We start from the raw sequence: 23,922 nt of genomic DNA, 5'->3' as shown, positions 1-23,922 counted from the left end.
GACCTGTAATTTCCTACAATATCATTCACCGGGCATTTGGGTGAAATGTCATTCCGTTCCATGAGGGGATGACATCGATGACCCGTGTTCATGTGATCACACGCGACAACAGAGCCTTGTATGAAGAGTGCATCCAACAGTTCTACCGACTTCGGTACCAGATTTTCGTGGGGGAACGCGGTTGGGACAGCTTAAGGGGGGCGGATGGGCTCGAGATCGATACCTATGACAACGAGCACGCCATATATCTTCTTGCCATCGACGCCGGCCGCGTAGTCGGCGGGCAGCGGCTTTACCCCACCCTGCTGCCCCACATGATCAGTGAGGTCTTTCCCCATCTGGTCCAGCTCGGCATTCCCCAGGCTGCCGACATCTTCGAATGGACCCGCTACTTTGTGGTGAAGGAACGGCGTACAGGGCGGACCGACTGCCGCCTTCTGGCCGCAATGCAGGAATTCTGCTTGGAGAAGAACATCAGCGAGGTCACCGCCGTAGTCGAGATGTGGTGGCTGCCGCGCTGGCAACAGACAGGCTTCAAGGTTCGCCCACTCGGCCTGCCTCAGATCATCGAGGGGCAGCCCTGCATCGCTGCCGCCATCGAAATCTCGGCAGCGAGCCTTGAGCACGTTCGAGAGCTTGCCGGGCTACGCGGCCCATCCCTCGTCCAACAAGCCATCACCTCACCTTCCGCTCAACGGGTGCCCCATGCCGCCGCCTGACGAGAAGCTGCCCATCGCCTCCTTCATTCAGGAGGAAATGATCGACGGCGCCCGGGAGAACTTGAGTCGGTTGATCGATCTTCTGCCTCCGGTCGCCCGCCTCAGGCTGCTGGCGTTTCTGCATCTGGTCGAGCAGCCGAGCACCATGAAGGCGACTCTCGAAGTCCATCCGTCAGGAACCTTGCGACTGACGCTCGACACGGCCATTGCCCCTTGCCGCATCCACCGGCATTGAGCCGGACACCTTCAACGAGGCGCTCGAAAAAAGGCCCCGCCGGGAGGCGGGGCTCTGCGGAGCGCTCTGCGCTTCAAGCCGCTTTCGTGTTGACCCGCGCCTCTGCCAATTGCGTCAGCAGAGCATCGGTCTTCTTCTCTTCCTGCAGGTTCTGGTCGAGGAGCTTGGCGGCATCGTTCATGCCAAGCTCCTGGGCCCAGGTTTTCAGAGAACCGTAACGCGTAATCTCGTAGTGCTCGACTGCCTGGGCCGCTGCCAGAATTCCGGCGTCAAGCGCCTCGCTGTCCGCGAAGTCCTCCATAACCTCCTTGCCCTCCTCGATGATTCCGTTGATCGCCTCGCACTGCACGCCGCGAGCGGCCTTGTCCAGCATCTTGAACACCTGCTCAAGCCGCTCGATCTGCCCCTCGGTTTCATCGCGGTGGGTCTCGAAAGCCTGCTTCAGCTCTTCGGATTCCGCATTCTTCGCCATTTTCGGCAGCGCCTTCAGGATCTGCTTTTCCGCATAGTAGATGTCCTTCAGGGTGTGAAGGAACAGGTCATGCAATGTCTTTTCCTTGGCTGGCATCGTCTAACTCCATGTTGGTGAGCGTGGACTCAACGACAGCCAAGTTTTCCGGTTCCTTGCATTCTTGATCTGCGGAACAACACCGATCCACGTCGCGTTCGCCTCTGCTATCCAAGGAGAATGAACGTGGCGAACATCATCTCGACAGGGACCGGATCCCTGACGAACGCAGAACCCAACTTGAGCACCACGGAGCGTGGCGTTTACATGCTCGCGGGGCTTGGCCTGGCCGCTGCGGCCGCCAAGCCGCGCCCCAATCCTCTGCTGAACGTCCTGGCACTTGCAGGGGGCTCCTATCTGGCCTGGAGAGGATATGTCGGCAGTTGCCCCGTCAAGGCAGCCCTGATGGGTTCCCACGGCGACTCGTGACCCCTTCAGCCGCCAAAGGAAACGAGCCGCGCTCCAGGGCGCGGCCCGTGCTCATTCCACAATCGATCAATAAGTCGTGGTGGAACGCCGGCCGGCAATCAGGCCATAGATGAAGAGAACGATGATGGCCCCCACGATAGCCCCGATGAAGTTCGCCCCGTCATCGGGTCCGTACCAGCCGATGGCGCGCCCGAGATAAGTGGCGACCACAGCGCCGACGATACCGAGAATAGTGGTCATGATGAACCCGGAGGGCTCGTTCCTGCCCGGCATGATCCACTTGGCAATGAGCCCGGCCACGAAGCCGATGATGATGGTCCAGATGATACTCATGATGCAGTCCCTGAGTGCGTTGCCTTCCCAAGGAACGCACAGCCCAAGCTAAGGTTGCGGCGGACGGCGGGCCGGGAACGGCATTTTTTCATGGTCTCGCGAGACGAAAGGGGAGACGCCTTCCGCCTCCCCGCCGAGACGACCGGCGAGCGCTTTCCCTCTTGGAGTCGCGAAGACGCCCATGTTCAGGGCTCGGGCGGGGAAGAAATGCCGATCTCGTGAATCAGGCCCTTAACCTTGTGCCGTTATGGACCGACAGGGTTGCACAAGCCGCCGAATGCGCTGCCATTCATCTGCGTCGAGAGACTTCATCCCGCATCCATCCATCTCCGAGGAATATATTCTATGAACACTGGCGCGATGCAGGACTTTCTGCTTATCGAGCATGCCGTTCGGTGATGGGTCACGCATCGCTGGACATCATGAGCATTTGCCCCTGCAGATCGCGGGAATCCCAAAGTCCCGCCGGTATCGAGGCCACCCAGGTCTCAGGACAACAGGTCGCGATCTTTTGCCAGCGTCTCCACAAAGGCGAGGACACGATCAGCCGCCCCTCTTGCTCCCCTTTGAATTTCTTTAGCCAGGAAAGCAAATAAGGCTCACGCAAGCTAGCTCCCCTATTCCTATCGCGCACTTCTGCGTGCCGCGAGAGCCTTTTGGGGAGGAACAATGAAAATCAAGACGAAACTATTCGCACTCGCAACGGCGCTGAGCCTGCTCGCTGCGGCAATAGCCGGAGTTGGGGTCTATACCGTGCGAACCTACGATGCCGCTGTCGATGATGTCAAAATCTCCGCCCTTCGTGCACTCTATGCGGAGCGCCTCAACCGGCTGGTGACGCACGTCGTCATGGAATCCCGAGGCATCTATGCCTCATCCAGCACGCAAGAAGCCAAGAAATTCGGCGAAGGATCTCTGGCCGCGCTCAAGGAGATCGATGCTTTGCTCATCGAGTGGCAACCCATTCTGCCTGCCGAAAGCATCGCCTTCTTCGAGGATTTGAAGAAGGACGCGGCTGAGTTCAAGGCCTTCCGAACGGAAACCGTGCGGCTCGGCAGCGAGGTTTCTCCGGCCGCCGCCAATGCGCAAGGCAATACGGAGGCAAACCGTGCCAACAGGAAGGCATTCCAGACCCACATCGATGAACTGATGGAGCACGGAAGGGAAGCGATCGAACGCATCGATCAGCAGGCGGATGTTCTCTACAGGAACATGCTGTGGCTTCTCTCATCCCTTGCCGCCGGCGGTGCGATCATCGCTCTTCTTCTGTCCTGGCTGATCGGCAGCCGTCAGATCGCTCATCCGCTTCAGATCCTGACTGCGGCACTCCAGCGGCTCGCCTCCGGTGACTTCAACCTGCCGCAGGTCAAGTCGAGCCGGGACGAGATCGGTGAGATATGGAAGGCGACCCATGTCTTTGCCTCGGCGATGCAGGAGGCTCAGCGGCTGAGAGAGGAGCAGGAAGCCGCGAACAGCCAAATGACAGCGAGACGCAAGGCTGAAATGGCCGCCCTTGCCCAGCAATTCGAGCGCAGCGTGGGCAGTCTCGTGCAGCACCTTTCATCCTCCGCGAACGAGATGGAGACGGCAGCACGATCCATGGCTGCGGTTGCGGACCAGACAACGACACAGTCGATGGCGGTGTCCTCGGCTGCGCAGCAAACGTCTGCCAATGTCCAGACGGTTGCCGCTGCAACCGAGGAACTGTCCATCTCCATTCGGGAAATCGCATCTCAGGTCACGCAGTCTTCACAGATCGCCGACAGCGCGGTGGAGGGCGCTCAGCGCACGAACCTGACTGTCCAGGAACTGGCTGCAACGGCAGACAAGATCGGGAACGTCGTTCAGCTCATCAACAACATTGCGGGCCAGACGAACCTGCTCGCGCTCAACGCCACGATCGAAGCGGCCCGCGCAGGCGAAGCTGGCAAGGGCTTCGCCGTGGTCGCCTCGGAGGTGAAGGATCTCGCCAGTCAAACCGCTAAGGCGACGGAGGAGATTTCGCAGCAGATCAACTCCGTGCAGCAGGCTACCCGGCAGACCGTGGAGGCCATCCAGGAAATCGCCCGCACGATCAACGAGATGTCACAGATTTCCCTGTCGATCGCAGCGGCAATGGAGGAACAGGGAGCCGCGACTGCCGAAATCGCCCGCAATGTGCAGGAGGCCGCCCGCGGCACCGAACAGGTGACCGGCAGCATCATTGACGTCCAGAAGGGAGCCGGCGACACGGGAAGCGCCGCATCCCAGGTCCTCGGAACCGCACAGGAGCTGTTACAGCGCTCGAACGAGCTCGGGCAAGAGGTCACCAGCTTCCTGCAGGAGGTCAGGGCCGCCTGATCATGTGTGAAGCCAAGCGGTGTCTCCTTCGGCACAGCATGACGACCGCTTGGCTTGCCCGAAGCTGTCGCGAGCAGTCCCACATTCGGGCTTCCGTGAGCCGGGCCGGAAGAGCCCGCGCGCTGCAGCCTGCACGTCTCCTGTTTCGAGCCGCACGACGGGACGAGGCTTCGAACGACACGCTAACAACTTGGCAATAAAATGTAGGGCATCAAGGGAATGATTTCCGATTCTCTCAACAGCGGCAATGGCTATGATCTCTCCGTTCGATAAAGCACTGGAACAGGTGGCGCGGGGGAGCAAGCCGAATCGCACTGCTGCCGAGAGCCGCGAGCAGAAGGTTCGCCGGCTGGAGGAACTCATTCGCGCAAAGGAGGCGACGGGAGACCGCATCGTCATGGGCATCGGCGCCGCTCTCGTGGTGTCGGCGATGGCGCTTCCTGTCTACGCTGCGCTCCTGCGCGATGGATACGTCTCCCTCCCTGGCATCGGGAGCCCATCGTTCATGCGAAGCGGCTCAACAGCTCCGTGGTTGCAGGAAGCCTCGCAAGCCTATGAGGATGCAGTCGAGGCGACAGGCTCCATCACACCTTCGGCGAATGCGCCCGAGACAACCAGCGCCCGCTATCAGGAAGCCGCGGCAACTCCGTTCTCCCGCTATGTCATCCATCGCGCGACGAAGGCTTCCGCCCTCATCGAGGGGCCGAACGGATTGTGGTGGGTCACGCCTGGCATGAAAATTCCGGGCATCGGGCAAATTCTTGCCATCGTGCGGTCCGAGGCGGGATGGGCGGTGGTTACGTCGGAGACGACGATCACCGAAGCAGCCAGCGGTTACGCAGGATACTAGAGCTTGGACCCGAAATTCGGGCTGCTTTTGAGACCTCAATCGGATGCTCCGCTCTTTGAGGAGAGCATCGTTTGGCGCGGAAAACCGAGTCCACTTTTCCGCACGATGCGCTAGAGCAGCTTCCGCTTGCGCGAAGTCATCTCACTCTTCGGTTCGCCGCATTATTCAACGGCGAACAGGATCCAATTCGCCGAAGCAAGGCTCCAAGACCCGGATGACAATCCGGCCTCGGTGCCTCCCGGTCACCATCCACCTCGTCTCAGCTTGGCGATGCTCATCATCAGGTCGAGACCGATCCCTTGATCGGTGGACTGGTTGAAGAGAGTGAGAACGGGCGACGTGGCCGCGACGGATGCGTTGTTCATGTCCCACATGGCGCTGAACCGCTGGATCAGCATGTCCACCTTCTTGGGGTCCTGAAAGTCCTTGACGTCGAGAATCTTCTCGAGATGCCGCACCTGGATGTCGATATCGGCCTTTGCCGCGGCCTTTGGTATGTTGAACGTCGTCTGAACGAACTCCATGATCGCCTTGTCGGCGAGAATGCCCATGGTGGTTGTGATCGATGACGCCTTGCGCTTGAAGTAGAGGGCCAGGCGGACGCCCTGGTTGTCATTTCCCTCGCGCTGCTCGAGGGTCTGCTGGACGTACTTCTCCACGGCCTCAGTTGTGGCGCTCGCCGCCGAGGTGGCCTCCGCCCCCTTCCCCTGGAAATCGAACGCCTTGGCGAACTCCTTGTAGAGCGGGTTGCTCATCTTGTTCACCATGCTGGTCGGGCTGGCGACCCCTTCCTGCAGGAGCTTCCTGAAGAGCGCCTTGCCGTAAGCCATGTCCTCAAGCCCGTAGGCCTTCATGGCGAACTTGAACACCCGATCGTTTTTGATGAACTCGTCGATGGTTTTGATCGTCTTGATGGTCTTGTTGTAGTACTCGATCTCGCGCTTGACCGCGGCGTCGTTCTCGATCAGCGCCTTCGTGCGGGTCATATTGGTCGTGATGATCTGATAACGGGTCGAAGTGCTGATCATGTTACACCTTCAAGCGTTCACAGGTCGGCAGCCTGCCTTCAGCGGATCGAGGGCGAATCCGCATTCGCAGGACCAGCTATAGCCCGGCAATCCTGCCTGAACCTTTCTGCCACGCGCTTCGTGTCGAGAGGATTGAACTGAAACTGCGACCGGAGCGTCTCGTAGCGGTAATTCGAAAGCTCGATAACGAGAGACTGGGCATCCGTCATCTTCTCGAGAATTCGGGTGACCTGCTCCGCGCTGGCTATCTGCCCCGCCCTTTCGCGATAGACCCAGTAGGACAGTTCCGGACTGCCGTCGTCGAACCAATAGACGGTACTGCGGCCCCGAGACGGACTGCGCCCGAGATAGCTCTTCTGGGAGACCGTGGCCGATAGGGATACCGCCTTCTGCGCCTTCCCGTCTGTCGGGTATCGCGCGCATGTCAGCCACAGCAGGGCCTCGTCGTCCCCGCGCAGGCGTGCGAAGGCGGCGCTGGGCCTACCCTCCTGATCATGCTGGAGGACATAGTCCCACGAGCCGATCCATGTGTCGAGAGCCTCAGCTTTGTTGCTCGCGAACATCCCCGCCGCGCCAAGCAGCACGGCCACGCCCAGAAAACTTTTCAATGAAAGCGATTTTGACGGCTGCTGACTCATGGCCGCACCAACTATCTTAAAAAAAGAAGCCTCGCCCTTTGCAAGGCGAGGCTCCTCTCAGTCCGTTCCGAGGCTCTTACTGGAAGAGCTTCAGGATCATCTGGCTGTTCTGGTTCGCCATCGAGAGAGCCTGCACGCCGAGCTGCTGCTGGGTCTGCAGAGCCTGGTTGCGGGTCGAAGCCTCGTTCATGTCGGCATCGATGAAGGTGCTCACACCGGCGGTGAGCGAGTCGGACAGGACGCCGATGAACTCTTCCTGGGTCTCGAGCAAGGCCTTGTTGGCACCGAGCATCGCCGAAGCCTTCGTCACGTTGCTGATAGCAGTGTCGATGTCTTCCAGGAAGCCGTCAATGATGGCGGTGTCGACGCCGTCGTCAGCAGTTCCAGCCGTCGCGTCCGTGCCGGCCGTCTTCGCGGTGGCGAGGTCCACCGTCAGCACGTCCGCCAGGATGCCCACGGTCTCGTCAGCTGTGGTGCCGCCCGCAGCCAACCCGATGAGCTGCGTGTCGTCGGTGTTGATCGTCAGGGTGTTAACTTTGTTGGACTTGCCGTCGTACGACGTAACAAGCTCAACGTTCCCGCCCTCGGTCTGCAGCCAGTTCTGGCCGTTGAACGTAGCCGAAGCGGCCGCGCTCCGCATACCTTCGATGTGGGCGTCGAACTCACCCTGGATCTTGTCCAGATCTGCACCGGGCTGACGAGCAGCCACGAGACCTTCCTTCATCTTGTTCAGATAGGTCAGCGTCTTGTCGAGAGCCGACGTGAAGGTGTTGATCATGGACTTCGACTGGCCGATGGAGTCCTTCACAGCGCTGAGAGCACCCTTGTCGGACTTCATCGTGGTCGCGATCGACCAGTAGGAGGCGTTGTGCGAAGCCTCGGAGACGCGCAGACCCGTGGAGATCTCGTTCTGGTTCTTGTTCATGGCATTCTGCGTGGCTTTGAGAGCCTGCAGAGCGGTCATGGCGGACAGATTGGTATTGATTGAAGACATGTGCTTCTTCCTTGAATGATGTGATTGTTCAGGGAATGTCGGGATGGACCGACCCAGCGGAGTGGCATCATGCCTCGAGGAGAACTCGATCCGCTGCTCACATGACATCCGGGCTCAACCGGTAAAACGGAGTGGCGTCATGCCGCGCTCTCGAACAGAGCCTCCGTAGTGCATTCGAGACAGGAGCTTTTACATCGCCCGCTGCTTTCGTGGGTCCATTTATGCTCGAATCATGCTCGAGGGTCAAGCACAAACGGCAAAATGGAATCGATTATTTCTGTAGAGATTCTGTTAACCATAATAAGTCCAAGAGCATGAAGCGATCGCGCGAGTAACGCGAGCGCTCAGCATACCATCACGTTGAGTAGATCCGCTGTCCGAACAGCGGCAATCAACACCACGCAAAAGCTGGATCTGTCGTTACCGTATGCCGACCAATGCCGGCCTCGAGGCTCCACTGACGGATGCGGATTTTCCATACAGGCCCCGATAAGACGGATCGAGGGTGAGCGCATCGGTGATACCGAGAATCGTCTCCGATGCCCCCAGCACAAGGGCGCCGTCCGGGGGCATCTGCTGTGCGATTCTGCGAAGCACATCGGCCTTCGTCTGGGTATCGAAATAGATCAGCACGTTCCGGCAATACACGATGTCGAACGGCCCGAGACGGCCGAAATCCTCGATGAGGTTCAAGTAGCGGAAATCCACCATGGAGCGGATGTCGGACGCGATCTGCCACTGATCGCCTTTCTGGGTGAAGTACTTCACCAGAAGCCGGATCGGGAGCCCTCTCTGCACCTCGAACTGATTGTAGATCCCTGCCCTCGCCTTCTCGAGAACCTCGTTGGAGATGTCGGTCGCGACGATGTCGATCTGCCAGCCGGGCATTCGGGCCGAGGCCTCCTTGAGGAGCATGGCAAGGGAATACGGCTCCTGCCCGGTCGAAGCCGCTGCGCACCAGATCCTCAGGCGACGGCTCGCGGCCCGCTCCTTGATGAAGCGCGGAAGAAGAACGTCCTGAAACAGGTCGAACGGCGCCTTGTCGCGGAAGAAGAACGTCTCGTTCGTCGTCATCGCTTCGATGGTTGCATTCTCGACCGCCTGAGACCGGCCGGACTTGATCTCCCAGATCAGGCGGGACAGGCTCTCGATCTTGAAGCGCGTGCAAACCGAGGCGAGCCGGCTTTCGACAAGATAGCGCTTGTCCGGAGAGAGCGCCAATCCGGAGCGAGCCTTCAGGAACACGCGGAGAGTTTCAAACTCTAATTCAGTCATCGTGAGGCTCCGGCAATGAGGCCCTGTAAGGAGCGGCCGATCGCGTCCAGAGGAAGTATTTCGTGAGCGATCCCGGCCTTGACAACGCTTCCCGGCATGCCCCAGACGATGCTACTGGCTTCATCTTGCACTATCACGGTCGCACCCGCGCGCACCAGGTCGCGGGCGCCGGCCGTTCCGTCGGATCCCATGCCGGTCAGCACCACTGCCACCGCCGAAGCACCGAAGACGGATGCGGCCTCGCGGAACAATATGTCTACGGCCGGACGGCAGAAATTCTCCGGCGGGTCGTCGCCGAGACGAATGGCAGGCTTTCCCGCCACCGCATTCACTCCCATGTGACGACCTCCCGGAGCGACCAGAACCGTACCGGCCACAATTGCCTCGCCGTCCCGAGCCTCCCTGCAGGGGAGCGAAAGCAGGGTTTGCAAGTGCTCCGCGAAAACCGCGGTGAACATGGCTGGCATGTGCTGGACGATCAGAACCGGGATCCTCGCCAAAGCCGGCTTGAGATCCTGCAACACCCGCTCGACGGCTCTCGGCCCGCCAGTCGAGGAACCGATGAGAAGGCATTGCGGGCGCACCTGGCCCGTACGGGGCAAAGATGTCGGAGCGGGCGAAGCCGAGGCCGTGCCTGCTGCGGGCACGGCATGCATCTGGCGCGGTTTCGCGGGGCCGAGGGCGCATAACTTCTCCACGAGATCGCGCCGGAACACTGCCGCGGCATCGGCCGCGCGTGCGCTTTCGGGTTTCGCCAGATAGTCGACAGCTCCCAAGGAAAGGCACTTCAGTGAAATTTGTGCATTTCGCTTCGTCAAAGTCGAGATCACGACGACCTTGCTGGCAGGGTGAGCCTTCAGGATCATCGGAAGGGCCGACAGCCCATCAATCTCGGGCATCTCGATATCGAGAAGCACAATATCCGGTTTATGTCGTTCCGCCATATCGACGGCCATTCGTCCGTTGGAGGCCGTGCAGACAACCTCGAAGCCGCCAATCTCGGCGACCCAGCGGGCGATCATGCCACGAATGACAGCACTATCGTCAACGATCATCACCCGAACCGGATGGCCGTGCCGGGAACTGGAATTGAATACCGGTGTCACTGAGGGCTCCTCACAGCGAAAGGCTTTCAGAGAGGAGTCCCAGTTCCTGAAACTTCGCCGCCAGAATGGCTTTGTCGAACGGCTTCATGACATACTCGTCCGCGCCTGCCTCCAACGCTCGGGTGATATGATCCAAATCGTTCTCCGTCGTGCAGAACACGACTTTGGGCATTCCGCCTCCTGGGCTTCTCCTGAGCTCCTTCAGAAAGCTGTAGCCGTCCATGACCGGCATGTTCCAGTCGAGAAGGACCACATCCGGCATTCTCGCGCGGCATCTGGAGAGTCCGGCCTCGCCGTTCTCCGCTTCTTCCACCTCGAAGGAGAGGCTTTCAACGATCTCTCGCGACACCTTTCGGATCGTGCGAGAGTCATCGACAATCAGGCAATACATCATCGAAGAAATATCCAAGGAGAGTATAAAGCGGCCTAGTGCGTGCCGAGCATCGGGTCAGGATCGAATGTCGGATTTGTCGACGAAGTTGAAGTTCTCGATCAGGATTTCCTTCACGATTTCAGCACCAAGTCTTTTGTTGATCCTGTCTCTGACATTGCCGATCATCCCGTTGACATTGTATCGCGACAGCCTTCTGAAATCGAGCGTCTCATCCGAGTACACATAACGGAACACTTCATCCTGAATGAAAGAGTCCGGAGGAACGGATATCTCCCGCAAAGTTCTCGAGTCGGCGGTGAAGACGAGGCTCGCTACCACATAGCCCTGTACGGCCCCATCAGCGATGATGGGGATGTTGATCGGTGGAATTTTCTTGTACTGCAGGCCTTCGTAATGCGGCTTCTCCTCCGCCGGTGCACGCCCGACCATCCACGTCACAGCCGCATAGCACGAGCCAAGCGTGACTGCGCAAACCCAGAACCCGGCTATGACGTTCCTGATCATGCACCATAACCCCTGTGCGCCACATCGGCAGAGTATGTACTATCCGACTCCGCGGCACGGATGGCTCCCGAGATGACGGCTGAAATCTCCTGCACGGCTCGCATATGGCGTTCAAGGATAGCCTGATTCTCCTCGAGCTTGCTCTTGAGACTTTGAAACCTCTTCACGGCGTTCTCATCGATCACTCCGTTCTCGACGGACCTCACCATTCGGCTGATCTCAAGAAGACTTTGACTCTTCCGGCGGTTGAAATCCTCGAGCTTGCTCAGATCGCGGGACAGCAGGGCTGCCGTCTCAAGATCCAGTGTTTCCTCCAGACGCTCCAACGATTTCATCAACATCGAACTCTCCCTAGGTCTTCTCACCCGAAATGTACTTCGCTATCCCTATGCCGCCTGCTTTCGCCACTTGGGCAGCGACCTGCTCGGCGAGCATCGATCTCCAGACGGAGCCGGCGCTGCCTTTGCCGTAGGAATTCTCGGCGTCCTTCGGAAGCATCGACTCGATGAAGGTCTGCAGGATGAAGGCCTCAAAGTCCTGTGCGGTCTTCTTCGACTTGTCAGATGCAGCGGACTCCGCATCGTTCCGCAATGTGTTGCGGATCTGATAAATATCCGTGCCCATACCCACCGGGCGCGCAGAGATCGAGCGGACCGTATCCTCGAACGTCGCTTCGCCGACCGGGGCCGAACCTTGAGCAAGGCTTCGAGTGGCCGCCTGATATCGAGAGGGATCGGCGGCTCGGGCGACGTCGCTGATAATGTCGGACGGGGGATTGATCGCCATTGCGATTTCCTTGTACTCGTTTGCCCGCACTCTACCCCTCGAGGCTTACGGGAGGCTTGTGCTGCCCCTCCCGACGATCGCCTCAAGGATGGCGTTGAGGTCCGTCTTCTCCTGACTCTGGCGAACGTCCTCCTTCACACGCGAGAACAACTTCTCACTGCGTTTCACTTGCAGCGCTTTTGCGACAGTAACGGCCCTCTGATCGACGATCGCTGCCCGCGTTTTGGCCTCCTCAAGCGCCAGCATCTTTACTCTCTTGGCGATAACATCGACAAAGAGACCATGGAGTGCATCAGTATCCCCCATGGCCTGAAGGAGCTCCTCCTGAGCAGTCTTCAGCTCGGCCTCCCTGTGTTCGAGACTGACGAGCTGGAGTTCCGCGTTTCTGTGGAGTTGTCTTTGGACGTTAACCAGCCTGTCGACCTTCTTGAGTCTTTCCCTCATGGAAGATCAGCCCCTAAGCCACGCAGAGAAGGCTTCGATGAAAAGCAGCACGTAATCTTGAGCGGCAAAGTACATGACAAACAGGCCCCCAAGCATAACGAAAGGAGTAGCGATGAAGAACACGGGAATTTGCGGTGTCAGCTTGTTCGCGAGCCCCGCCACGAGATTGACGATGACCGAGTAGAGCAGGAACGGACTGCTTATCCTGAGCGACACGACGAAAGCAGCTCCGGTTTGGTCAACCAGCTCCGTCAATGAGGATTGAGGACCTATGCCCTGACCCGCGGGCATTCTCGAGTAGGAGGCGATCAGACCTCGAAAGATCTCCCAATGAAGGTCGGATAAAAAGACCGCGGCCGTCGCGACCATCATGATGAGCGAGCTGATTGCGGGAAGGGGCTCGGCTTCGTCAATCGGCGATCCCGGCATGCCTCCATAGCTGAGCGCCATCGATACCGCCACCAGCATGGTCTGAAGGGCGAAGAAGTAGACCCGCGCCAGAAGCCCGATCAGCAAACCAACCAGCAGTTCGGATGCGATCCAGGACAGCAGTACAGCCGGAGGGTGCCCGGCAATCCCGCCGCTGATCTTGTCCAGGAGGACCGGCGACAGAGCAAGACTGACGGTCAGAGCCAGGAAGAGGCGGATCTGAGGCGGAATCCTGTTGCTGGAGAGGGCGGGCGCAATCAGCATGCATGCCCCGATCCGGCAGAAAATCAGGAAGATCCCCAACAGAATATCAGTGGTAACCTGGCTCACGAAATGGTGCCGAGAGAGTTGACTTCGATGCCGCGAGCAATCTCGAGATGGGACATGACCGGAAGAGACGAGAACATCCGTTCTATAATCATGCGGACATAAGGTCTGGCATCCGGAGCAGTCACGATTGCGAAATTCTTGACTTGACCCATGCGGGATTTGATAGCCTCCGAGGCCTCAGCGCCGAACTGCTCGACGAGACGAGGATCGATATCGAATTCGACGACATCTCCCTTGGCGTCGCGCTTCAGGCTTTGGTGGAAGGCGATGTCCCACTTGTTGCCCAGACGCAGCACATTGAGGGCTCCCCCTTCGGCCAAATCGCCGCAGATTTGTTGAGCCATGCGCATCCGGACATGTTCCACAAGCTGCTCCGCCCGACGAGCGTGCGGCGCAATTTCCGCAATGGCCTCTAGGATCAACCCCAAGTTGCGAATAGAGACGCGCTCGGCCAGCAGCAGCTTCAGAACCGCCTGTAGGCCGGAATAGGAAATTTGCGATGGGCAGATATCGTCGAGCAGGCGCTTGTACTCCGGCTCGAGCCCATCCAGGAGATTACGTACATCCTTGTAGGAGAGAAGCTGCGGCAGGTTGTTGCGGATAACCTCGCTGAGATGGGTCAGGAGAACCGAGGCGCCGTCCACGGCCACGAAACCTTGGCGCTTGATTTCGCCGGCATAGGCATCCGAAATCCAAAGAGCCCTCATGCCGAAGGCAGGCTCCCGCACCTCATCCCCCGGAACGTCCGGTACCGGACCGTCTCCCAGGACGACCAGCAGATCACCTGGGCGAATTTCGTGCGTTGCGATCACCGTGCCATGGATCTTGATCTGATAGCTTTTCGCCGGGATCATGAAGCTGTCCGAGAGCTTGACCTCCGGCAGAACGAAGCCGAAATCCTGAGCAAACTTCTTGCGCATCTTCTTTACGCGATGGGCCAGGTCTCCATGGGAACCTGCCAGGAAGGACGAGAGATGCTTGCCGAGGCAAAGTTCCACTTCCGCAATCTTCAGCGTCTCCTTGACCGTGTCGCTGGCCTCCAGGAGCTTGTTCTGCTGCTCCTGTTCCTGGCTTAGCTTTTCTCGTGCCTCCTGCTCCGCACGGGATCTGGGGATGCTATAGGCCACGAACCCCATGAAGCCGCCGAGCATCAAGAACGGAACCATCGGGAGACCCGGAACGATCGCGAAGACGAACATCATCCCGGATGCCACCATGAGGGCGCGGGGATAGGCGCCCAATTGGTTCAGGACCGCCTGCTGAGCCTGCCCGCGCGTGCCACCCTTGGAGACGAGAAGACCTGCGGCGAGAGAGACAACGAGTGCCGGAATCTGACTGACCAGGCCATCGCCGACGGAGAGCTGAGTAAAGACGTCGGCGGCCTTCGAGAGAGACAATCCGTGCCTTGTCACTCCGATGATGATGCCGCCGAAGATATTCACGGCTATGGTGATCAAGCTGGCGACGGCCTCGCCGCGAACGAATTTCGATGCGCCGTCCATGGAGCCAAAGAATGCGCTCTCCTCTTCCAGCTCCCGCCGCCGTCTTTGAGCTTCCTTCTCGTCGATCAGACCCGCAGACAGATCGGCATCGATCGCCATTTGCTTTCCGGGGATAGCATCGAGAGTAAAGCGTGCCCCGACTTCCGCGATGCGGGTGGCGCCCTTGGTAATCACCAGGAAATTGACTGTAATCAGGATGATGAAAACGACAATGCCGATCACGAAATCGCCGCTCATGACGAAACGGGAAAAGCCGCTGATCACATGACCTGCTGCATCCACGCCTTGATGGCCGTGAGAAAGAATGAGACGGGTCGAAGCAATGCTGAGAGCGAGACGAAGAAGCGTAGCGATAAGCAGGACGGTCGGGAAGGCGGAGAATTCGAGCGGCTTCTGGATCCACAGCGCCACCATCAGGATAAGGACAGACAGCGCGATCGAGAAAGCCAGCCCCATATCGATGAGCAGCGGCGGAATCGGAAGGAACAGGATCGCGAGGATGACGACGACGCCGGCGGCGAACATCACGTCCCTACCGCGTTCCTTTGCTATCGTGTCGCTAGACGCCATATGTCTCTCCATTCGGTGAGCCAATCATCCGTCTGACACATGCGCGATGTAGCTTGCGCGAAGGTCTCCTGGCGTTATTGTGAATGCAGCTTCTCTCGGGCAGCCAGCAGAATTGTATCCTGTTCCTCAGAACCCTGTAACGATCCGCCCATAGACCATTTCTGTGAACGCATAGATCTGCGAGCCGACTAGAGAGCCCGTTAGAAGGCTGACGACCAGAATAGCGATGATTTTCGGAATGAAGGTAAGCGTCACTTCCTGAATCTGGGTGAGAGCCTGGACCAGGGCGATCGCGATACCGATGACCATCGCGGCCAGAACCGCTGGCCCGGATCCGATGATGACCGTCCAAATGGCCGCCCGGACCAGCTCAAGGGCATCGATCTCGTTCATCGTCAGCTGACCACGATTCCCTGCCCCAGGAGCAGTTCATCCCCTGTCGAAAGCATGGCGAGCGGACCTTGGCTCGTGATTCTGACGGATGTCACCTGTCCGGAAACCGCGCCGTCGGCAGACGTGACCGTCCGGCCGATGACGCTGTCGGCCTGAGAAAGGGCGAACGACGACAGTAGCGCATCGAGCTTCTCGTTGCTCTTCACCGCCTGTTCCACCTGCGAGAATGTCGCCAACTGAGCCATGTACTCCGTCGACTTCATCGGCTCCGTAGGATCCTGATTCTGCATCTGAGTCAGCAGGAGACGCAGGAAATTATCATAGCTGACGGTCGAGGTCTTCTCGGCCGTCGAGGCATACTGATTCATGGCAGAAGCCGTAACCGAAGCGACATTCATTGTATTTCTCCGAGTTAGGCTGCTTTTCCAGAAGCAATGGCTGGTTGAGGAGTTGCGGAGCTCTCAGGAACCTCGAAGAGTGTCCGAATGACCTTCAGGGCTTCAAAGGTCCGTCCTGCAGTAACGAAGCCCTCGACCCGCTCCAGCTGGGACTTAGCATGCTCATCCGTGGTGACCATTGAGACCCCTCGGAGCATGTTTCGGAAGGCGATCATTCCCTTCTCCTCTTCCTGGGGGTTGATGAGGAGCGATTGCACCACGAAATACAGTTGCCGCATGGGCGTTGTTGCCTCGGCCAACTGAAGCACGTGACTCTCCAGAAGAAAGCGGGCATCGTTGAGCAGGCTCAAGGTCACCTTCTGGCTGACTGTTAGCACGGCCCCGTTGATGAAGATTCGCTCCCCGGCCTTGAGAGAAAAGCGCATTTTGGCAGTCATTTCAGACCGTCCTTGATCAAGATGTTGATGTCGATGAGCGCTGCGACGTTGTTGTGCTCGCCACGAACGATAAGATCGGTTTCTCTCATCATCCAGAGTCCGATCGAGATGAGCTGCCCCTTCAGTTTGTCGGGCAAGGAATTGTCCGGATGACTGAGATCCTTCATCAGAAAGGTCCAGAGACGCTGCAGGAAAACGATTGCGCCAAGCATTTCAGGCGACTGCGACGGGTGTCCTTCCGCGGCACGCAGCAAAGTGATGGCCCGTTCGAAAAGGTCATACTCGCGCTGCCGGCAGTCTTTCGGCGAGTCCTCAAGGATTTCTGAGTAGGAGAACTGGTACATGCACGCTTTCCTGCCGTTAAATGAATTTGATCAGGCTGAGCTGGTTGAGTTGTGCTGTGAGCGAATACGACATCTGAATCTGAGTTGAGAGCTGATCGACCCGAACTTTCGCCTCGGCCGGATCGACTGCTTCGAAATTCGTGATCCTTTCATCGAGGAATGTCTTTTGAAGACTCATCCGCTCGTTGGCCTGATCGATCTTCTGCTGAACCGTACCCAGCTCGGCCTGAATACCAGTGACGCCGGACACGCCCTCCCCCAGAGTACCGATGACCCTGTTCAGCAGGTACTCCCGGGTTTGGTCGCTCAGACCGGAGATCCCGAGACCAAAGGCCATGGTGTAGCCCATGGCCAGGTTGCGGAAAGCGGCCTCGTCGGCTGTCGCGGATGTCTCGACTCTCTCCGTCGGAGAGATCAGGCTCTGAATGTTCCGCTCCGAGGCCTGGGACCAGGTGCCCTGCCACTCGTCTGCAAAGAGCTCCGCCAGAGGTCCGTCGATGAAAGCCTGCATTTCGGCCGACGTGATATTTGCCACCCCCGAGTCGTTTTGCGTGAACCCGAAGAAGCCCAGGAATGCCGCGTCGACGGCAGAGCTAGGGCCGTTCCCGTATGCATTGAGGGGCCGGACTTTGGAGTTAACGCCTCCAAACAGATACTGGCCACCTGCATTCTCGTTCAGGGTCGAAACCAGCTCATCTAAGCCGGCCTTCGCCTGACTTATGACCAGCGGCAAATCTTGCGGGCCGACACGCGTCCCAACGAGAGAATTCTTGAACGTGTCTGCGACCGTGCGAATCTGATCGAGCGCCGCCGATGTAGACTTCAACCTGAGCGTCGTCGTCGCATTGCTGTCGCTCAAGGTATCGAGAGTAGCTCTCTCCTGCCGCAACGACAGGGACTTCCCGGTCTTGCGCCCCAACGCCAGTCCGACATCCATGTGGCGTCCCGTCACGACCTCCCTGTTGCCCCTTACGAGCTCTGACTGAAGTTTATCCAGGGTGGATCGCGGGGAATTCCACAATGTCGTGGTCGAAATGAATGTTGTCTTCATGTCTTAGTTCACCGCATTGAGAAGCGTCTGAAGCATCTGGTTGATAACGGACACCAGCTTTGCGGATGCTGAGTACGACTTCTCAAGCTGCAGCATGAGCGCCGTTTCATCATCCATGTTGACGCCCGTTGCGTTTGAAAGAGCCTCCGACGCCTGCGCCAGCAAGGTCTCCCGGTAAGAAACCTGCTGCGACGCATCCTGCCGCTTGGCTTCGACCCATCCTGCCGAGGACGACGCGAAGTCCTGCAGAGTCATCTTACTGCCCAGTCCCAGGCTCTCGTCCCAGCCTCTCTCCTCCTTCAGGGCATCGACCAGCTGAAAGAGGCGCGCCGAGAACGATGCCGTCCCGTCGCCGTATTTGTAGTCGGCCCCATTGATCCCACCGTCGCGAATCTTCTCATATGCACCTGTCGGGCTCTTTGTCGGGTCGATAGCGTCATTCACTTTGATGGACGCCGCCGATGGGAGCACGCCTGGCCCTCCGGCGTAGGTGAAGACACCCGCCATGTCAGGTTGGCCGGCTCCACTTTGATCGGTTTCCTTGAAAGCCTCGATCAGACCGCGAGCCAACTCATCGAGCTGACGCTGATATCCCACAGCCACCTCGTCGCGCACCCTCACGAGACCAACGAGGCTTCCGGAGCTCAGCGGCATCGGCGACAGAGCACCCGTCACTGGAATATCGTCGATGAGGATTGCACCACCGGGCTTTCCAGGTTCCAGCCCTATGGAAGCGTCATACCTGACAGCACGAGGCAATCTGTCGAAGAGCGGGACGCCACTGTCCGTGTAAAGCGCGATGTCGTTGTCCGCTCTTGGAACAACGGTCAGCCCAATTTCCTCGGAAAGCTGAGCAATGAGATAATCTCTCGCATCAAGGGCATCCGACACGTCCCTCCCGAGGGCGCTGCCGCTCATGACCTCATCGTTGGCAATCTTGAACTTGGCCAGAATATCGTTGATGCGAGCCACGGAGTCCGCGATCTGACCCTGCGTTTCTTGGCGGATCGCATTGATTTCCGCGGTCGCTTGGTTGAGACTCGTCGCCAGATCGCCTGCTGCTTTCACGAAACCGCGCGCGAGCACATTGTCGTCCGGTGCATTGGCATATTGCTGGAGCGCATTGTTGAGAGCTCCGATTCGGGCAGCCGGGGACTCGTCCAGCTCGGGGTCTCCGATGGTTCTACTCAGCTTCTGGAGCCCTTCGAGCAGCGACTTTTGTGTCGCTGCGTCGGAAGTGGTCTCCAACATCTTATTGAGAAGCGCCCTGTCACTGGCTCGCATCACCGTCACGCGGGCAGCTCCGCCTGCCGTGACAAGAACACCGATCTTGCGCGAGTATCCTGCGTCGGAAGCCCCGGCCGTATTGCGGGAAACAATCGCCATCTGCGATTGAGAAGCCTGCAACGAGGAGCGGGCCGTATTATAGGCAACGGAAAGTGACATTTTGAAAGCTCTTCGAAACGAACGATAACGTTACCGCTTCAGATTCATGAGGACATCGAGCAGCTCTGATCCGGTTTGGAACACTTTGGAATTTGCCGTGTAGCTCGTCTGCGCCTCGATCATTGCGGTGAGTTCCGTGCCGATGTCGACATTGGACCCCTCGAGCGCTCCCGATGCCACGGAGCCGAATCCGACGGTCCCAGGATATCCAACCTGATATCCGCCCGACATGTTGGTCGCTTCGTAGACGTTACCAGCACGCGGATTGAGGTTGTCGGGGCTTGGGACCGTGGCCAGAGGAATTCTGTAGGCCGCAATGCGCGAGCCATCCTCGTAAACGGCGTAAACGGTTCCGTCAGCTGCAAACTCCGCGCTTTTGACGGCCGAAGGGGCATTACCGTTGGATGCTCCGGTCAGTGAATATTCACCGGCCAGCTGCGTCATGCCCTTCATGTCCAGCGTGAACGATTGTCCGTTCGGAATTGCGAACGTCAATGTCGTCGGGGCTTCGATGTTGCCGTTGGCATCGAAACTCAACGCTCTCGATGTTTGCGTACCATCTGGATCGGTGACGACCATGTTCCAGGTCGTCTCGCTGGTCTTCTCCAAAGCAATATCGATCTTCACAGGATTGCCGACGTTGTCGTACACTTGAAGCGACGATTGTTTAGTGTCCCCGACCGCCGCCCCATAAGGCAGGTTGCCTGTGAAGGTACCCCTGGTCGAGGGAGATGCCTGCATGCCGAATGAGGCCAGATTGACTGGAACCATTCCGTCGAAACTGTTCAGTGCCGGAGTTGCCGCGCCGTCCGCCAGGCTGAACCCCATGAGCGTAAAGCCGGCGGCATTGAGGAGATTTCCCGTTTTGCCGTCCACGACGAAGTTGCCCGCCCGCGTCAGATAAGGCGATCCATTCGGGTCGTTTACGACGAAGAACCCGTTTCCGGAAATCGCCAGATCTGTCGCCGAGGTCGTGTAGCTGATAGGCCCCTGGTCCGATATCGTATATCGGACCGCGGTTGTGACGGAACCTGAATTGTATGCGCCTTCACTCGACGGCAGGATGAGGGAGGAGAACTCGGTCGTGGCCCTCTTATACCCGTTCGTGCTCGAGTTCTGGATATTCTCGGCAACCGTTCCAAGCTTGTTCGATTGGGCCGTCATGCCGGAAACGCCGCTGCGAAGGACACCGTAAAGGCTCATGTGGGACTCCTGAGTATTCGTGTGGAGCGTAACACCAGCATGCTTGTGTGAAGCTGGAGCGACGCGAGTTCAAGTGCGGTCCAACTAGGCATTATTGTTTGAGCGCCTGAGCGAGATCCATGAACGCGTCTCGGCTCATAGGCGATGATGGATCCTGCCGGAGTGCATCGTATATCCTAGGAACAAGGACGACGGCCTGATCGAGATCCTGATCGGTGCCGGACTGGTATCCCCCCATCATCCGCAGATCGCGCGTGTCCTCATAGCGAGCGATCATGCCCCGAAGACGCCTAACGAGTTCCTTCTGCTCTCCAGTCCAGACATGATCCGCCAGGCGGGAAATGGATCCGAGAACATTGATGGCCGGATACCGGCCCTGATCTGCGATCGAACGGTCGAGAACAATGTGTCCATCGAGCGTTCCTCGGATATTGTCGGCCACAGGATCATTGTGATCATCGCCGTCGATAAGAACCGAGAAGATGCCGGTGATCGACCCCTTTCCTTCCGCTCCCGGACCGGCGCGCTCCAGGAGGCGGGGTAGATCGCTGAAGACGCTGGGCGTATATCCCCTCGCCACCGCCGGCTCGCCTGCAGCAAGCGCCACATCGCGTGCAGCATGTGCATACCGGGTAACGGAATCGACAATCAGAAGAACCGAATCGCCACGGTCCCTGAAGTACTCCGCAACCGAAACGGCAGTTCGTGGAGCCTGCCTACGCATCATGGGGCTTTCATCCCCGGTCGAAACCACCATGACAGCCTTGTGCAGGCTGCTTTGGATCGGCCCCTCCAGGAACTCGCGCACTTCGCGTCCGCGCTCGCCCACGAGGGCCACCACAATCGTGTCGAAGCCGTCACATTTTGCCAGCATCGTTAGAAGCGTGGATTTCCCTACGCCCGATCCGGCAAAAATTCCAATGCGTTGGCCCTGGCAGATCGGCGTGAATAGATCGATGGCTTTCACGCCCGTCTGCAGTGGCTTCTGAACCCTGGCTCGGGTCATGGCAGAGGGTGGCCTCGCATCGTGATGCACGGGGGTCGGCCCGGCGAGGAGAGGCCCCTGCCCATCGATCGGCTCACCTAGAGCATTGATGACGCGCCCCCTCCAGCTCCCATCTGGATGCAAGCCTTCATTCGACACGACGAAGGCGGGCGCACCGACTTTCGCATCGATTCGACTGTCAAAAGGCTTGATCGTAAGACCCTCAGAATCGATACGGACGACCTCCCCAGTATGGAGCTTGTCATTTGCTTCGAAGCCGACTTGGTCACCCAGCTTGACGAACTGCGACAGACCCTTCACTCGATAGTAGCTAGGAGTGACTTCACGGATGGTTCCTCCGATCCGGACAAGACGCTGTCCGGCCATCGACGAGAGAACAAGCCTTTCGAGATCAGCGAGAGCGTTCATTCCACGCATCAGCTGCTAGGACCCAGCGTCCGGATCGCGTCCATTAGGGTGGATTCGCTCTCCTGGATCGTCGTCGCAGCGCTCTCGAAGTTCCTCTGAAGCGCGATCATCCTCGTCATCTCGAGAATCGGATTGACGTTCGACCCCTCGCTGTAGCCCTGCTGCACGCCGTTCGACGTGAAGTCTTGGACCGCCTCACCAGGGATGCTTGAGATCACGCCCGAGTTGCCATATCGCGTCAGATTGCTGCTGCTGTTCAAATGAAAGAGACCGAGTATGCCGACCTGATTGCCTCCCTGGGTAATTGTTCCGTCACGGCTGATGAGGGGAGGGCCGGCATTGGGGTCCAGCGCGACCGGCGCACCTCCGGCATCGAGAACGGCGTGCCCGTCGACAGTCAGAAGATCCCCGTTTTCGCTCATCTTGAAGCGGCCGTCGCGCGTATAGACCGGACCATTCGGTCCGCTGAACGCGAACCAGGCGTCACCCTGAATCGCGACATCCAGAGGGTTGTCAGTTTTGTTTAAAGGCCCAGCCTGACGTGAAATGAAGTTTCGTCCTGGCGAAGCGAAGGACACGTCGGTCTTGCCGGCGAGAGAAAGCAGTTCCTCAAACTTGATCTCGTCGGCCCGAAAGCCGCCGGTATTCATGTTGGCGATGTTGTGAGCAATCGTCGTGAGACGCTTCTCCATCGCAACCTGAGCCGAAAGCGATACGTAGAGGGCGGATTGCATCTGGACGCTCCCGCAGTCGCGGCTCAGCGGCCGCGTTCCGCTTAGGTGAATATTCCGGCGCGCCAGGCTGTACAGCCGGCGACCTCGTTCTCGGAGTTAACAAGACAGCCTTGCATGAAGCTTGCCTGACTCCTTCCAGCTTCGCGCAAGCCTCCGGGATTAGGGAATCGGAAGTAACGGAGCTTTCTCACGAGGACTGGAAAGTTGGGTGTCTTAATCGGAGTGGTTGTTGCCATCGGCTCGCTCGTCAGCGGCTATGTGGCCATGGGCGGGCATCTATCCGTCATCTGGCAACCGTGGGAATACGTCATCATCTGCGGGATCGCGATCGGCACGTTCATCATCGCGAACCCGATGTCTCTCCTGAAGGACACGGGGCGGGCATCGCTCGAAGCCATCAAAGGGAAGGTGCCGAAGCGGGATCAGTATCTAGCGATCCTGGGCCTCCTCTACGCTCTGCTCAGAGAGCTGAAGAACAAGCCTCGCAACGAGGTGGAAAGCCATATCGATACACCTGAGCAATCCGAGATCTTCAAGGCGTTCCCAAGCGTCCTGAATGACCGGGATTTAACGCTCTTCATCTGTGACTATGTTCGGCTGATCATTATTGGCAATGCGCGCCCACATGAGATCGAGGCGCTCATGGAAGAAGAGATCGCTACCCTCAAGCGTGACCGCACGAAACCTTACTACTCAATCGCGACCGTGGCGGAAGCCTTGCCTGCGCTCGGAATCGTGGCTGCCGTGCTCGGAATCGTGAAGGCCTTAGGTGCCATCGATCAATCTCCGGCAATTCTCGGCGGCCTCATTGCGTCTGCTCTGGTCGGGACCTTCGCTGGCATTTTCATCTCATATGCGTTCCTTTCGCCGCTTGCGAACAAAGTGAAGGCGACCCGTGAGAAGCAGACGCGGGTCTATGTCATCGTGAAGCAAGCGCTTATCGCCTACATGAACGGCGCTCTTCCCCAGATCGCTGTCGAACATGGCCGAAAGGGAATCTCGGTGGAGTACCGTCCGACAATCGACGAAGTCGAAACGGCGACGACTATGGGAAGCCGCGTCGAAGATCTGAAGGAGGCAGCGTGATC

General features: G+C 58.5%; 30 protein-coding genes. 6 read left to right on the top strand and 24 right to left on the bottom strand.

What is annotated here, in order from left to right:
- Positions 1 to 77 precede the first annotated feature (77 nt).
- Entirely contained in the window at positions 78 to 719 is a 642-nt protein-coding gene (locus tag GR328_RS09525; protein WP_160884282.1) for an acyl-homoserine-lactone synthase, read from the top strand.
- Positions 706 to 954, top strand: coding sequence for a hypothetical protein (locus GR328_RS09520; RefSeq protein ID WP_160884281.1), 249 nt, complete (start codon positions 706 to 708; stop codon positions 952 to 954). The genes GR328_RS09525 and GR328_RS09520 overlap by 14 nt, the downstream gene beginning before the upstream one ends.
- A 73-nt stretch (positions 955 to 1,027) precedes the next feature.
- On the opposite strand, the gene GR328_RS09515 is transcribed toward GR328_RS09520, so the two are convergent.
- Positions 1,028 to 1,522, bottom strand: a complete 495-nt coding sequence (locus GR328_RS09515; protein WP_160884280.1) for a YciE/YciF ferroxidase family protein — start codon at positions 1,520 to 1,522, stop codon at positions 1,028 to 1,030.
- Positions 1,523 to 1,648: 126 nt separating this feature from the next.
- Between GR328_RS09515 and GR328_RS09510 the strand changes: the two genes are divergently transcribed.
- Positions 1,649 to 1,891, top strand: a complete 243-nt coding sequence (locus GR328_RS09510) for a YgaP-like transmembrane domain (RefSeq protein WP_343039337.1) — start codon at positions 1,649 to 1,651, stop codon at positions 1,889 to 1,891.
- Between the two features lie 66 nt (positions 1,892 to 1,957).
- Here GR328_RS09510 and GR328_RS09505 read toward each other — a convergent pair whose 3' ends face one another.
- Positions 1,958 to 2,224, bottom strand: coding sequence for a GlsB/YeaQ/YmgE family stress response membrane protein (locus GR328_RS09505; RefSeq protein ID WP_160884278.1), 267 nt, complete (start codon positions 2,222 to 2,224; stop codon positions 1,958 to 1,960).
- A gap of 403 nt (positions 2,225 to 2,627) precedes the next feature.
- Positions 2,628 to 2,831 carry a hypothetical protein gene (locus GR328_RS09500; protein ID WP_160884277.1) on the bottom strand — a complete coding sequence of 68 codons (204 nt, stop codon included), beginning with the start codon at positions 2,829 to 2,831 and terminating at the stop codon, positions 2,628 to 2,630.
- Between the two features lie 62 nt (positions 2,832 to 2,893).
- Here GR328_RS09500 and GR328_RS09495 point away from each other — a divergent pair, with 62 nt between their 5' ends.
- Together GR328_RS09495 and GR328_RS09490 are read left to right on the top strand one after the other, a co-directional pair.
- Positions 2,894 to 4,564 carry a methyl-accepting chemotaxis protein gene (locus GR328_RS09495; RefSeq protein ID WP_160884276.1) on the top strand — a complete coding sequence of 557 codons (1,671 nt, stop codon included), beginning with the start codon at positions 2,894 to 2,896 and terminating at the stop codon, positions 4,562 to 4,564.
- Between the two features lie 247 nt (positions 4,565 to 4,811).
- Positions 4,812 to 5,414 carry a hypothetical protein gene (locus GR328_RS09490; protein ID WP_160884275.1) on the top strand — a complete coding sequence of 201 codons (603 nt, stop codon included), beginning with the start codon at positions 4,812 to 4,814 and terminating at the stop codon, positions 5,412 to 5,414.
- A gap of 242 nt (positions 5,415 to 5,656) precedes the next feature.
- Here the strand turns inward: GR328_RS09490 and GR328_RS09485 are convergent, their stop codons facing one another.
- The 21 genes from GR328_RS09485 to flgF all read right to left on the bottom strand — a co-directional run bounded on the left by GR328_RS09485 (position 5,657) and on the right by flgF (position 22,834).
- The gene (locus GR328_RS09485) at positions 5,657 to 6,442 is read right to left on the bottom strand and encodes a DUF1217 domain-containing protein (protein WP_160884274.1); all 786 of its coding nucleotides are present in this window, start codon (positions 6,440 to 6,442) and stop codon (positions 5,657 to 5,659) included.
- Positions 6,443 to 6,480: 38 nt separating this feature from the next.
- Positions 6,481 to 7,050, bottom strand: coding sequence for a hypothetical protein (locus GR328_RS09480; RefSeq protein ID WP_160884273.1), 570 nt, complete (start codon positions 7,048 to 7,050; stop codon positions 6,481 to 6,483).
- Between the two features lie 106 nt (positions 7,051 to 7,156).
- Positions 7,157 to 8,074 carry a flagellin N-terminal helical domain-containing protein gene (locus GR328_RS09475; protein WP_160884272.1) on the bottom strand — a complete coding sequence of 306 codons (918 nt, stop codon included), beginning with the start codon at positions 8,072 to 8,074 and terminating at the stop codon, positions 7,157 to 7,159.
- Positions 8,075 to 8,494: 420 nt separating this feature from the next.
- Positions 8,495 to 9,349, bottom strand: coding sequence for a CheR family methyltransferase (locus GR328_RS09470; RefSeq protein ID WP_160884271.1), 855 nt, complete (start codon positions 9,347 to 9,349; stop codon positions 8,495 to 8,497).
- Positions 9,346 to 10,404 (bottom strand): protein-glutamate methylesterase/protein-glutamine glutaminase, encoded by a 1,059-nt coding sequence (locus tag GR328_RS09465; protein WP_160884403.1) that lies wholly within the window; start codon positions 10,402 to 10,404, stop codon positions 9,346 to 9,348. The genes GR328_RS09470 and GR328_RS09465 overlap by 4 nt, the downstream gene beginning before the upstream one ends.
- A 61-nt stretch (positions 10,405 to 10,465) precedes the next feature.
- The gene (locus tag GR328_RS09460; protein ID WP_160884270.1) at positions 10,466 to 10,849 is read right to left on the bottom strand and encodes a response regulator; all 384 of its coding nucleotides are present in this window, start codon (positions 10,847 to 10,849) and stop codon (positions 10,466 to 10,468) included.
- 54 nt (positions 10,850 to 10,903) lie between these two features.
- Complete coding sequence (locus GR328_RS09455) at positions 10,904 to 11,353, bottom strand: hypothetical protein (RefSeq protein WP_205789863.1); 450 nt, start codon at positions 11,351 to 11,353, stop codon at positions 10,904 to 10,906.
- The gene (locus GR328_RS09450) at positions 11,350 to 11,694 is read right to left on the bottom strand and encodes a flagellar protein FlgN (protein WP_160884269.1); all 345 of its coding nucleotides are present in this window, start codon (positions 11,692 to 11,694) and stop codon (positions 11,350 to 11,352) included. Before GR328_RS09450 ends, GR328_RS09455 begins: the two co-directional genes overlap by 4 nt.
- Positions 11,695 to 11,704: 10 nt before the next feature.
- Positions 11,705 to 12,139, bottom strand: a complete 435-nt coding sequence (locus GR328_RS09445; RefSeq protein WP_160884268.1) for a rod-binding protein — start codon at positions 12,137 to 12,139, stop codon at positions 11,705 to 11,707.
- Positions 12,140 to 12,184: 45 nt separating this feature from the next.
- Positions 12,185 to 12,583, bottom strand: a complete 399-nt coding sequence (locus GR328_RS09440) for a hypothetical protein (protein WP_160884267.1) — start codon at positions 12,581 to 12,583, stop codon at positions 12,185 to 12,187.
- 6 nt (positions 12,584 to 12,589) lie between these two features.
- Positions 12,590 to 13,342, bottom strand: a complete 753-nt coding sequence (gene fliR, locus GR328_RS09435) for a flagellar biosynthesis protein FliR (protein WP_160884266.1) — start codon at positions 13,340 to 13,342, stop codon at positions 12,590 to 12,592.
- Complete coding sequence (gene flhA / locus GR328_RS09430; protein ID WP_160884265.1) at positions 13,339 to 15,414, bottom strand: flagellar biosynthesis protein FlhA; 2,076 nt, start codon at positions 15,412 to 15,414, stop codon at positions 13,339 to 13,341. The genes fliR and flhA overlap by 4 nt, the downstream gene beginning before the upstream one ends.
- Before the next feature lie 126 nt (positions 15,415 to 15,540).
- Positions 15,541 to 15,807 (bottom strand): flagellar biosynthetic protein FliQ, encoded by a 267-nt coding sequence (locus tag GR328_RS09425; RefSeq protein ID WP_160884264.1) that lies wholly within the window; start codon positions 15,805 to 15,807, stop codon positions 15,541 to 15,543.
- A 2-nt stretch (positions 15,808 to 15,809) separates the two neighbouring features.
- Positions 15,810 to 16,205, bottom strand: coding sequence for a flagellar hook assembly protein FlgD (gene flgD / locus GR328_RS09420; RefSeq protein WP_160884263.1), 396 nt, complete (start codon positions 16,203 to 16,205; stop codon positions 15,810 to 15,812).
- A gap of 14 nt (positions 16,206 to 16,219) precedes the next feature.
- Positions 16,220 to 16,630, bottom strand: coding sequence for a flagellar biosynthesis repressor FlbT (flbT, locus tag GR328_RS09415; RefSeq protein WP_246215787.1), 411 nt, complete (start codon positions 16,628 to 16,630; stop codon positions 16,220 to 16,222).
- Between the two features lie 8 nt (positions 16,631 to 16,638).
- Positions 16,639 to 16,986, bottom strand: a complete 348-nt coding sequence (gene flaF, locus GR328_RS09410) for a flagellar biosynthesis regulator FlaF (protein ID WP_160884261.1) — start codon at positions 16,984 to 16,986, stop codon at positions 16,639 to 16,641.
- Positions 16,987 to 17,002: 16 nt separating this feature from the next.
- Complete coding sequence (locus tag GR328_RS09405; protein WP_160884260.1) at positions 17,003 to 18,037, bottom strand: flagellar hook-associated family protein; 1,035 nt, start codon at positions 18,035 to 18,037, stop codon at positions 17,003 to 17,005.
- 3 nt (positions 18,038 to 18,040) lie between these two features.
- Entirely contained in the window at positions 18,041 to 19,483 is a 1,443-nt protein-coding gene (flgK, locus tag GR328_RS09400) for a flagellar hook-associated protein FlgK (RefSeq protein WP_160884259.1), read from the bottom strand.
- A 30-nt stretch (positions 19,484 to 19,513) separates the two neighbouring features.
- A complete protein-coding gene (locus GR328_RS09395) occupies positions 19,514 to 20,686 on the bottom strand; it encodes a flagellar hook protein FlgE (RefSeq protein WP_160884258.1) in 1,173 nt (390 codons plus the stop codon).
- A 91-nt stretch (positions 20,687 to 20,777) separates the two neighbouring features.
- The gene (gene fliI, locus GR328_RS09390) at positions 20,778 to 22,100 is read right to left on the bottom strand and encodes a flagellar protein export ATPase FliI (protein WP_160884257.1); all 1,323 of its coding nucleotides are present in this window, start codon (positions 22,098 to 22,100) and stop codon (positions 20,778 to 20,780) included.
- Positions 22,101 to 22,108: 8 nt separating this feature from the next.
- Positions 22,109 to 22,834 (bottom strand): flagellar basal-body rod protein FlgF, encoded by a 726-nt coding sequence (gene flgF / locus GR328_RS09385; protein WP_160884256.1) that lies wholly within the window; start codon positions 22,832 to 22,834, stop codon positions 22,109 to 22,111.
- A gap of 204 nt (positions 22,835 to 23,038) precedes the next feature.
- On the opposite strand from flgF, the gene motA reads away from it, so the two are divergent.
- Positions 23,039 to 23,920: a flagellar motor stator protein MotA gene (motA, locus tag GR328_RS09380; RefSeq protein WP_160884255.1), complete on the top strand. Its 882-nt coding sequence runs from the start codon at positions 23,039 to 23,041 to the stop codon at positions 23,918 to 23,920.
- Positions 23,921 to 23,922 lie beyond the last annotated feature (2 nt).

It is taken from the genome of Microvirga makkahensis, assembly GCF_009830105.1.
In the GTDB taxonomy this organism is placed as follows: domain Bacteria; phylum Pseudomonadota; class Alphaproteobacteria; order Rhizobiales; family Beijerinckiaceae; genus Microvirga; species Microvirga makkahensis.
The sequence above is the reverse complement of the archived record's forward strand: the minus strand, read 5'-3'. Positions and strand labels throughout refer to the sequence as shown.

Bases quoted from the DNA above. Each gene is read 5' to 3' on its own strand.
- GR328_RS09525 (WP_160884282.1), top strand. From the start codon at position 78: ATGACCCGTGTTCATGTGATCACACGCGACAACAGAGCCTTGTATGAA.
- GR328_RS09520 (WP_160884281.1), top strand. From the start codon at position 706: ATGCCGCCGCCTGACGAGAAGCTGCCCATCGCCTCCTTCATTCAGGAG.
- GR328_RS09515 (WP_160884280.1), bottom strand. From the start codon at position 1,522: ATGCCAGCCAAGGAAAAGACATTGCATGACCTGTTCCTTCACACCCTG.
- GR328_RS09505 (WP_160884278.1), bottom strand. From the start codon at position 2,224: ATGAGTATCATCTGGACCATCATCATCGGCTTCGTGGCCGGGCTCATT.
- GR328_RS09495 (WP_160884276.1), top strand. From the start codon at position 2,894: ATGAAAATCAAGACGAAACTATTCGCACTCGCAACGGCGCTGAGCCTG.
- GR328_RS09490 (WP_160884275.1), top strand. From the start codon at position 4,812: ATGGCTATGATCTCTCCGTTCGATAAAGCACTGGAACAGGTGGCGCGG.
- GR328_RS09485 (WP_160884274.1), bottom strand. From the start codon at position 6,442: ATGATCAGCACTTCGACCCGTTATCAGATCATCACGACCAATATGACC.
- GR328_RS09475 (WP_160884272.1), bottom strand. From the start codon at position 8,074: ATGTCTTCAATCAATACCAATCTGTCCGCCATGACCGCTCTGCAGGCT.
- GR328_RS09470 (WP_160884271.1), bottom strand. From the start codon at position 9,349: ATGACTGAATTAGAGTTTGAAACTCTCCGCGTGTTCCTGAAGGCTCGC.
- GR328_RS09465 (WP_160884403.1), bottom strand. From the start codon at position 10,404: ATGATCGTTGACGATAGTGCTGTCATTCGTGGCATGATCGCCCGCTGG.
- GR328_RS09460 (WP_160884270.1), bottom strand. From the start codon at position 10,849: ATGATGTATTGCCTGATTGTCGATGACTCTCGCACGATCCGAAAGGTG.
- GR328_RS09455 (WP_205789863.1), bottom strand. From the start codon at position 11,353: ATGATCAGGAACGTCATAGCCGGGTTCTGGGTTTGCGCAGTCACGCTT.
- GR328_RS09450 (WP_160884269.1), bottom strand. From the start codon at position 11,694: ATGTTGATGAAATCGTTGGAGCGTCTGGAGGAAACACTGGATCTTGAG.
- GR328_RS09445 (WP_160884268.1), bottom strand. From the start codon at position 12,139: ATGGCGATCAATCCCCCGTCCGACATTATCAGCGACGTCGCCCGAGCC.
- GR328_RS09440 (WP_160884267.1), bottom strand. From the start codon at position 12,583: ATGAGGGAAAGACTCAAGAAGGTCGACAGGCTGGTTAACGTCCAAAGA.
- flhA (WP_160884265.1), bottom strand. From the start codon at position 15,414: ATGGCGTCTAGCGACACGATAGCAAAGGAACGCGGTAGGGACGTGATG.
- GR328_RS09425 (WP_160884264.1), bottom strand. From the start codon at position 15,807: ATGAACGAGATCGATGCCCTTGAGCTGGTCCGGGCGGCCATTTGGACG.
- flgD (WP_160884263.1), bottom strand. From the start codon at position 16,205: ATGAATGTCGCTTCGGTTACGGCTTCTGCCATGAATCAGTATGCCTCG.
- flbT (WP_246215787.1), bottom strand. From the start codon at position 16,630: ATGCGCTTTTCTCTCAAGGCCGGGGAGCGAATCTTCATCAACGGGGCC.
- flaF (WP_160884261.1), bottom strand. From the start codon at position 16,986: ATGTACCAGTTCTCCTACTCAGAAATCCTTGAGGACTCGCCGAAAGAC.
- GR328_RS09405 (WP_160884260.1), bottom strand. From the start codon at position 18,037: ATGAAGACAACATTCATTTCGACCACGACATTGTGGAATTCCCCGCGA.
- flgK (WP_160884259.1), bottom strand. From the start codon at position 19,483: ATGTCACTTTCCGTTGCCTATAATACGGCCCGCTCCTCGTTGCAGGCT.
- GR328_RS09395 (WP_160884258.1), bottom strand. From the start codon at position 20,686: ATGAGCCTTTACGGTGTCCTTCGCAGCGGCGTTTCCGGCATGACGGCC.
- fliI (WP_160884257.1), bottom strand. From the start codon at position 22,100: ATGAACGCTCTCGCTGATCTCGAAAGGCTTGTTCTCTCGTCGATGGCC.
- flgF (WP_160884256.1), bottom strand. From the start codon at position 22,834: ATGCAATCCGCCCTCTACGTATCGCTTTCGGCTCAGGTTGCGATGGAG.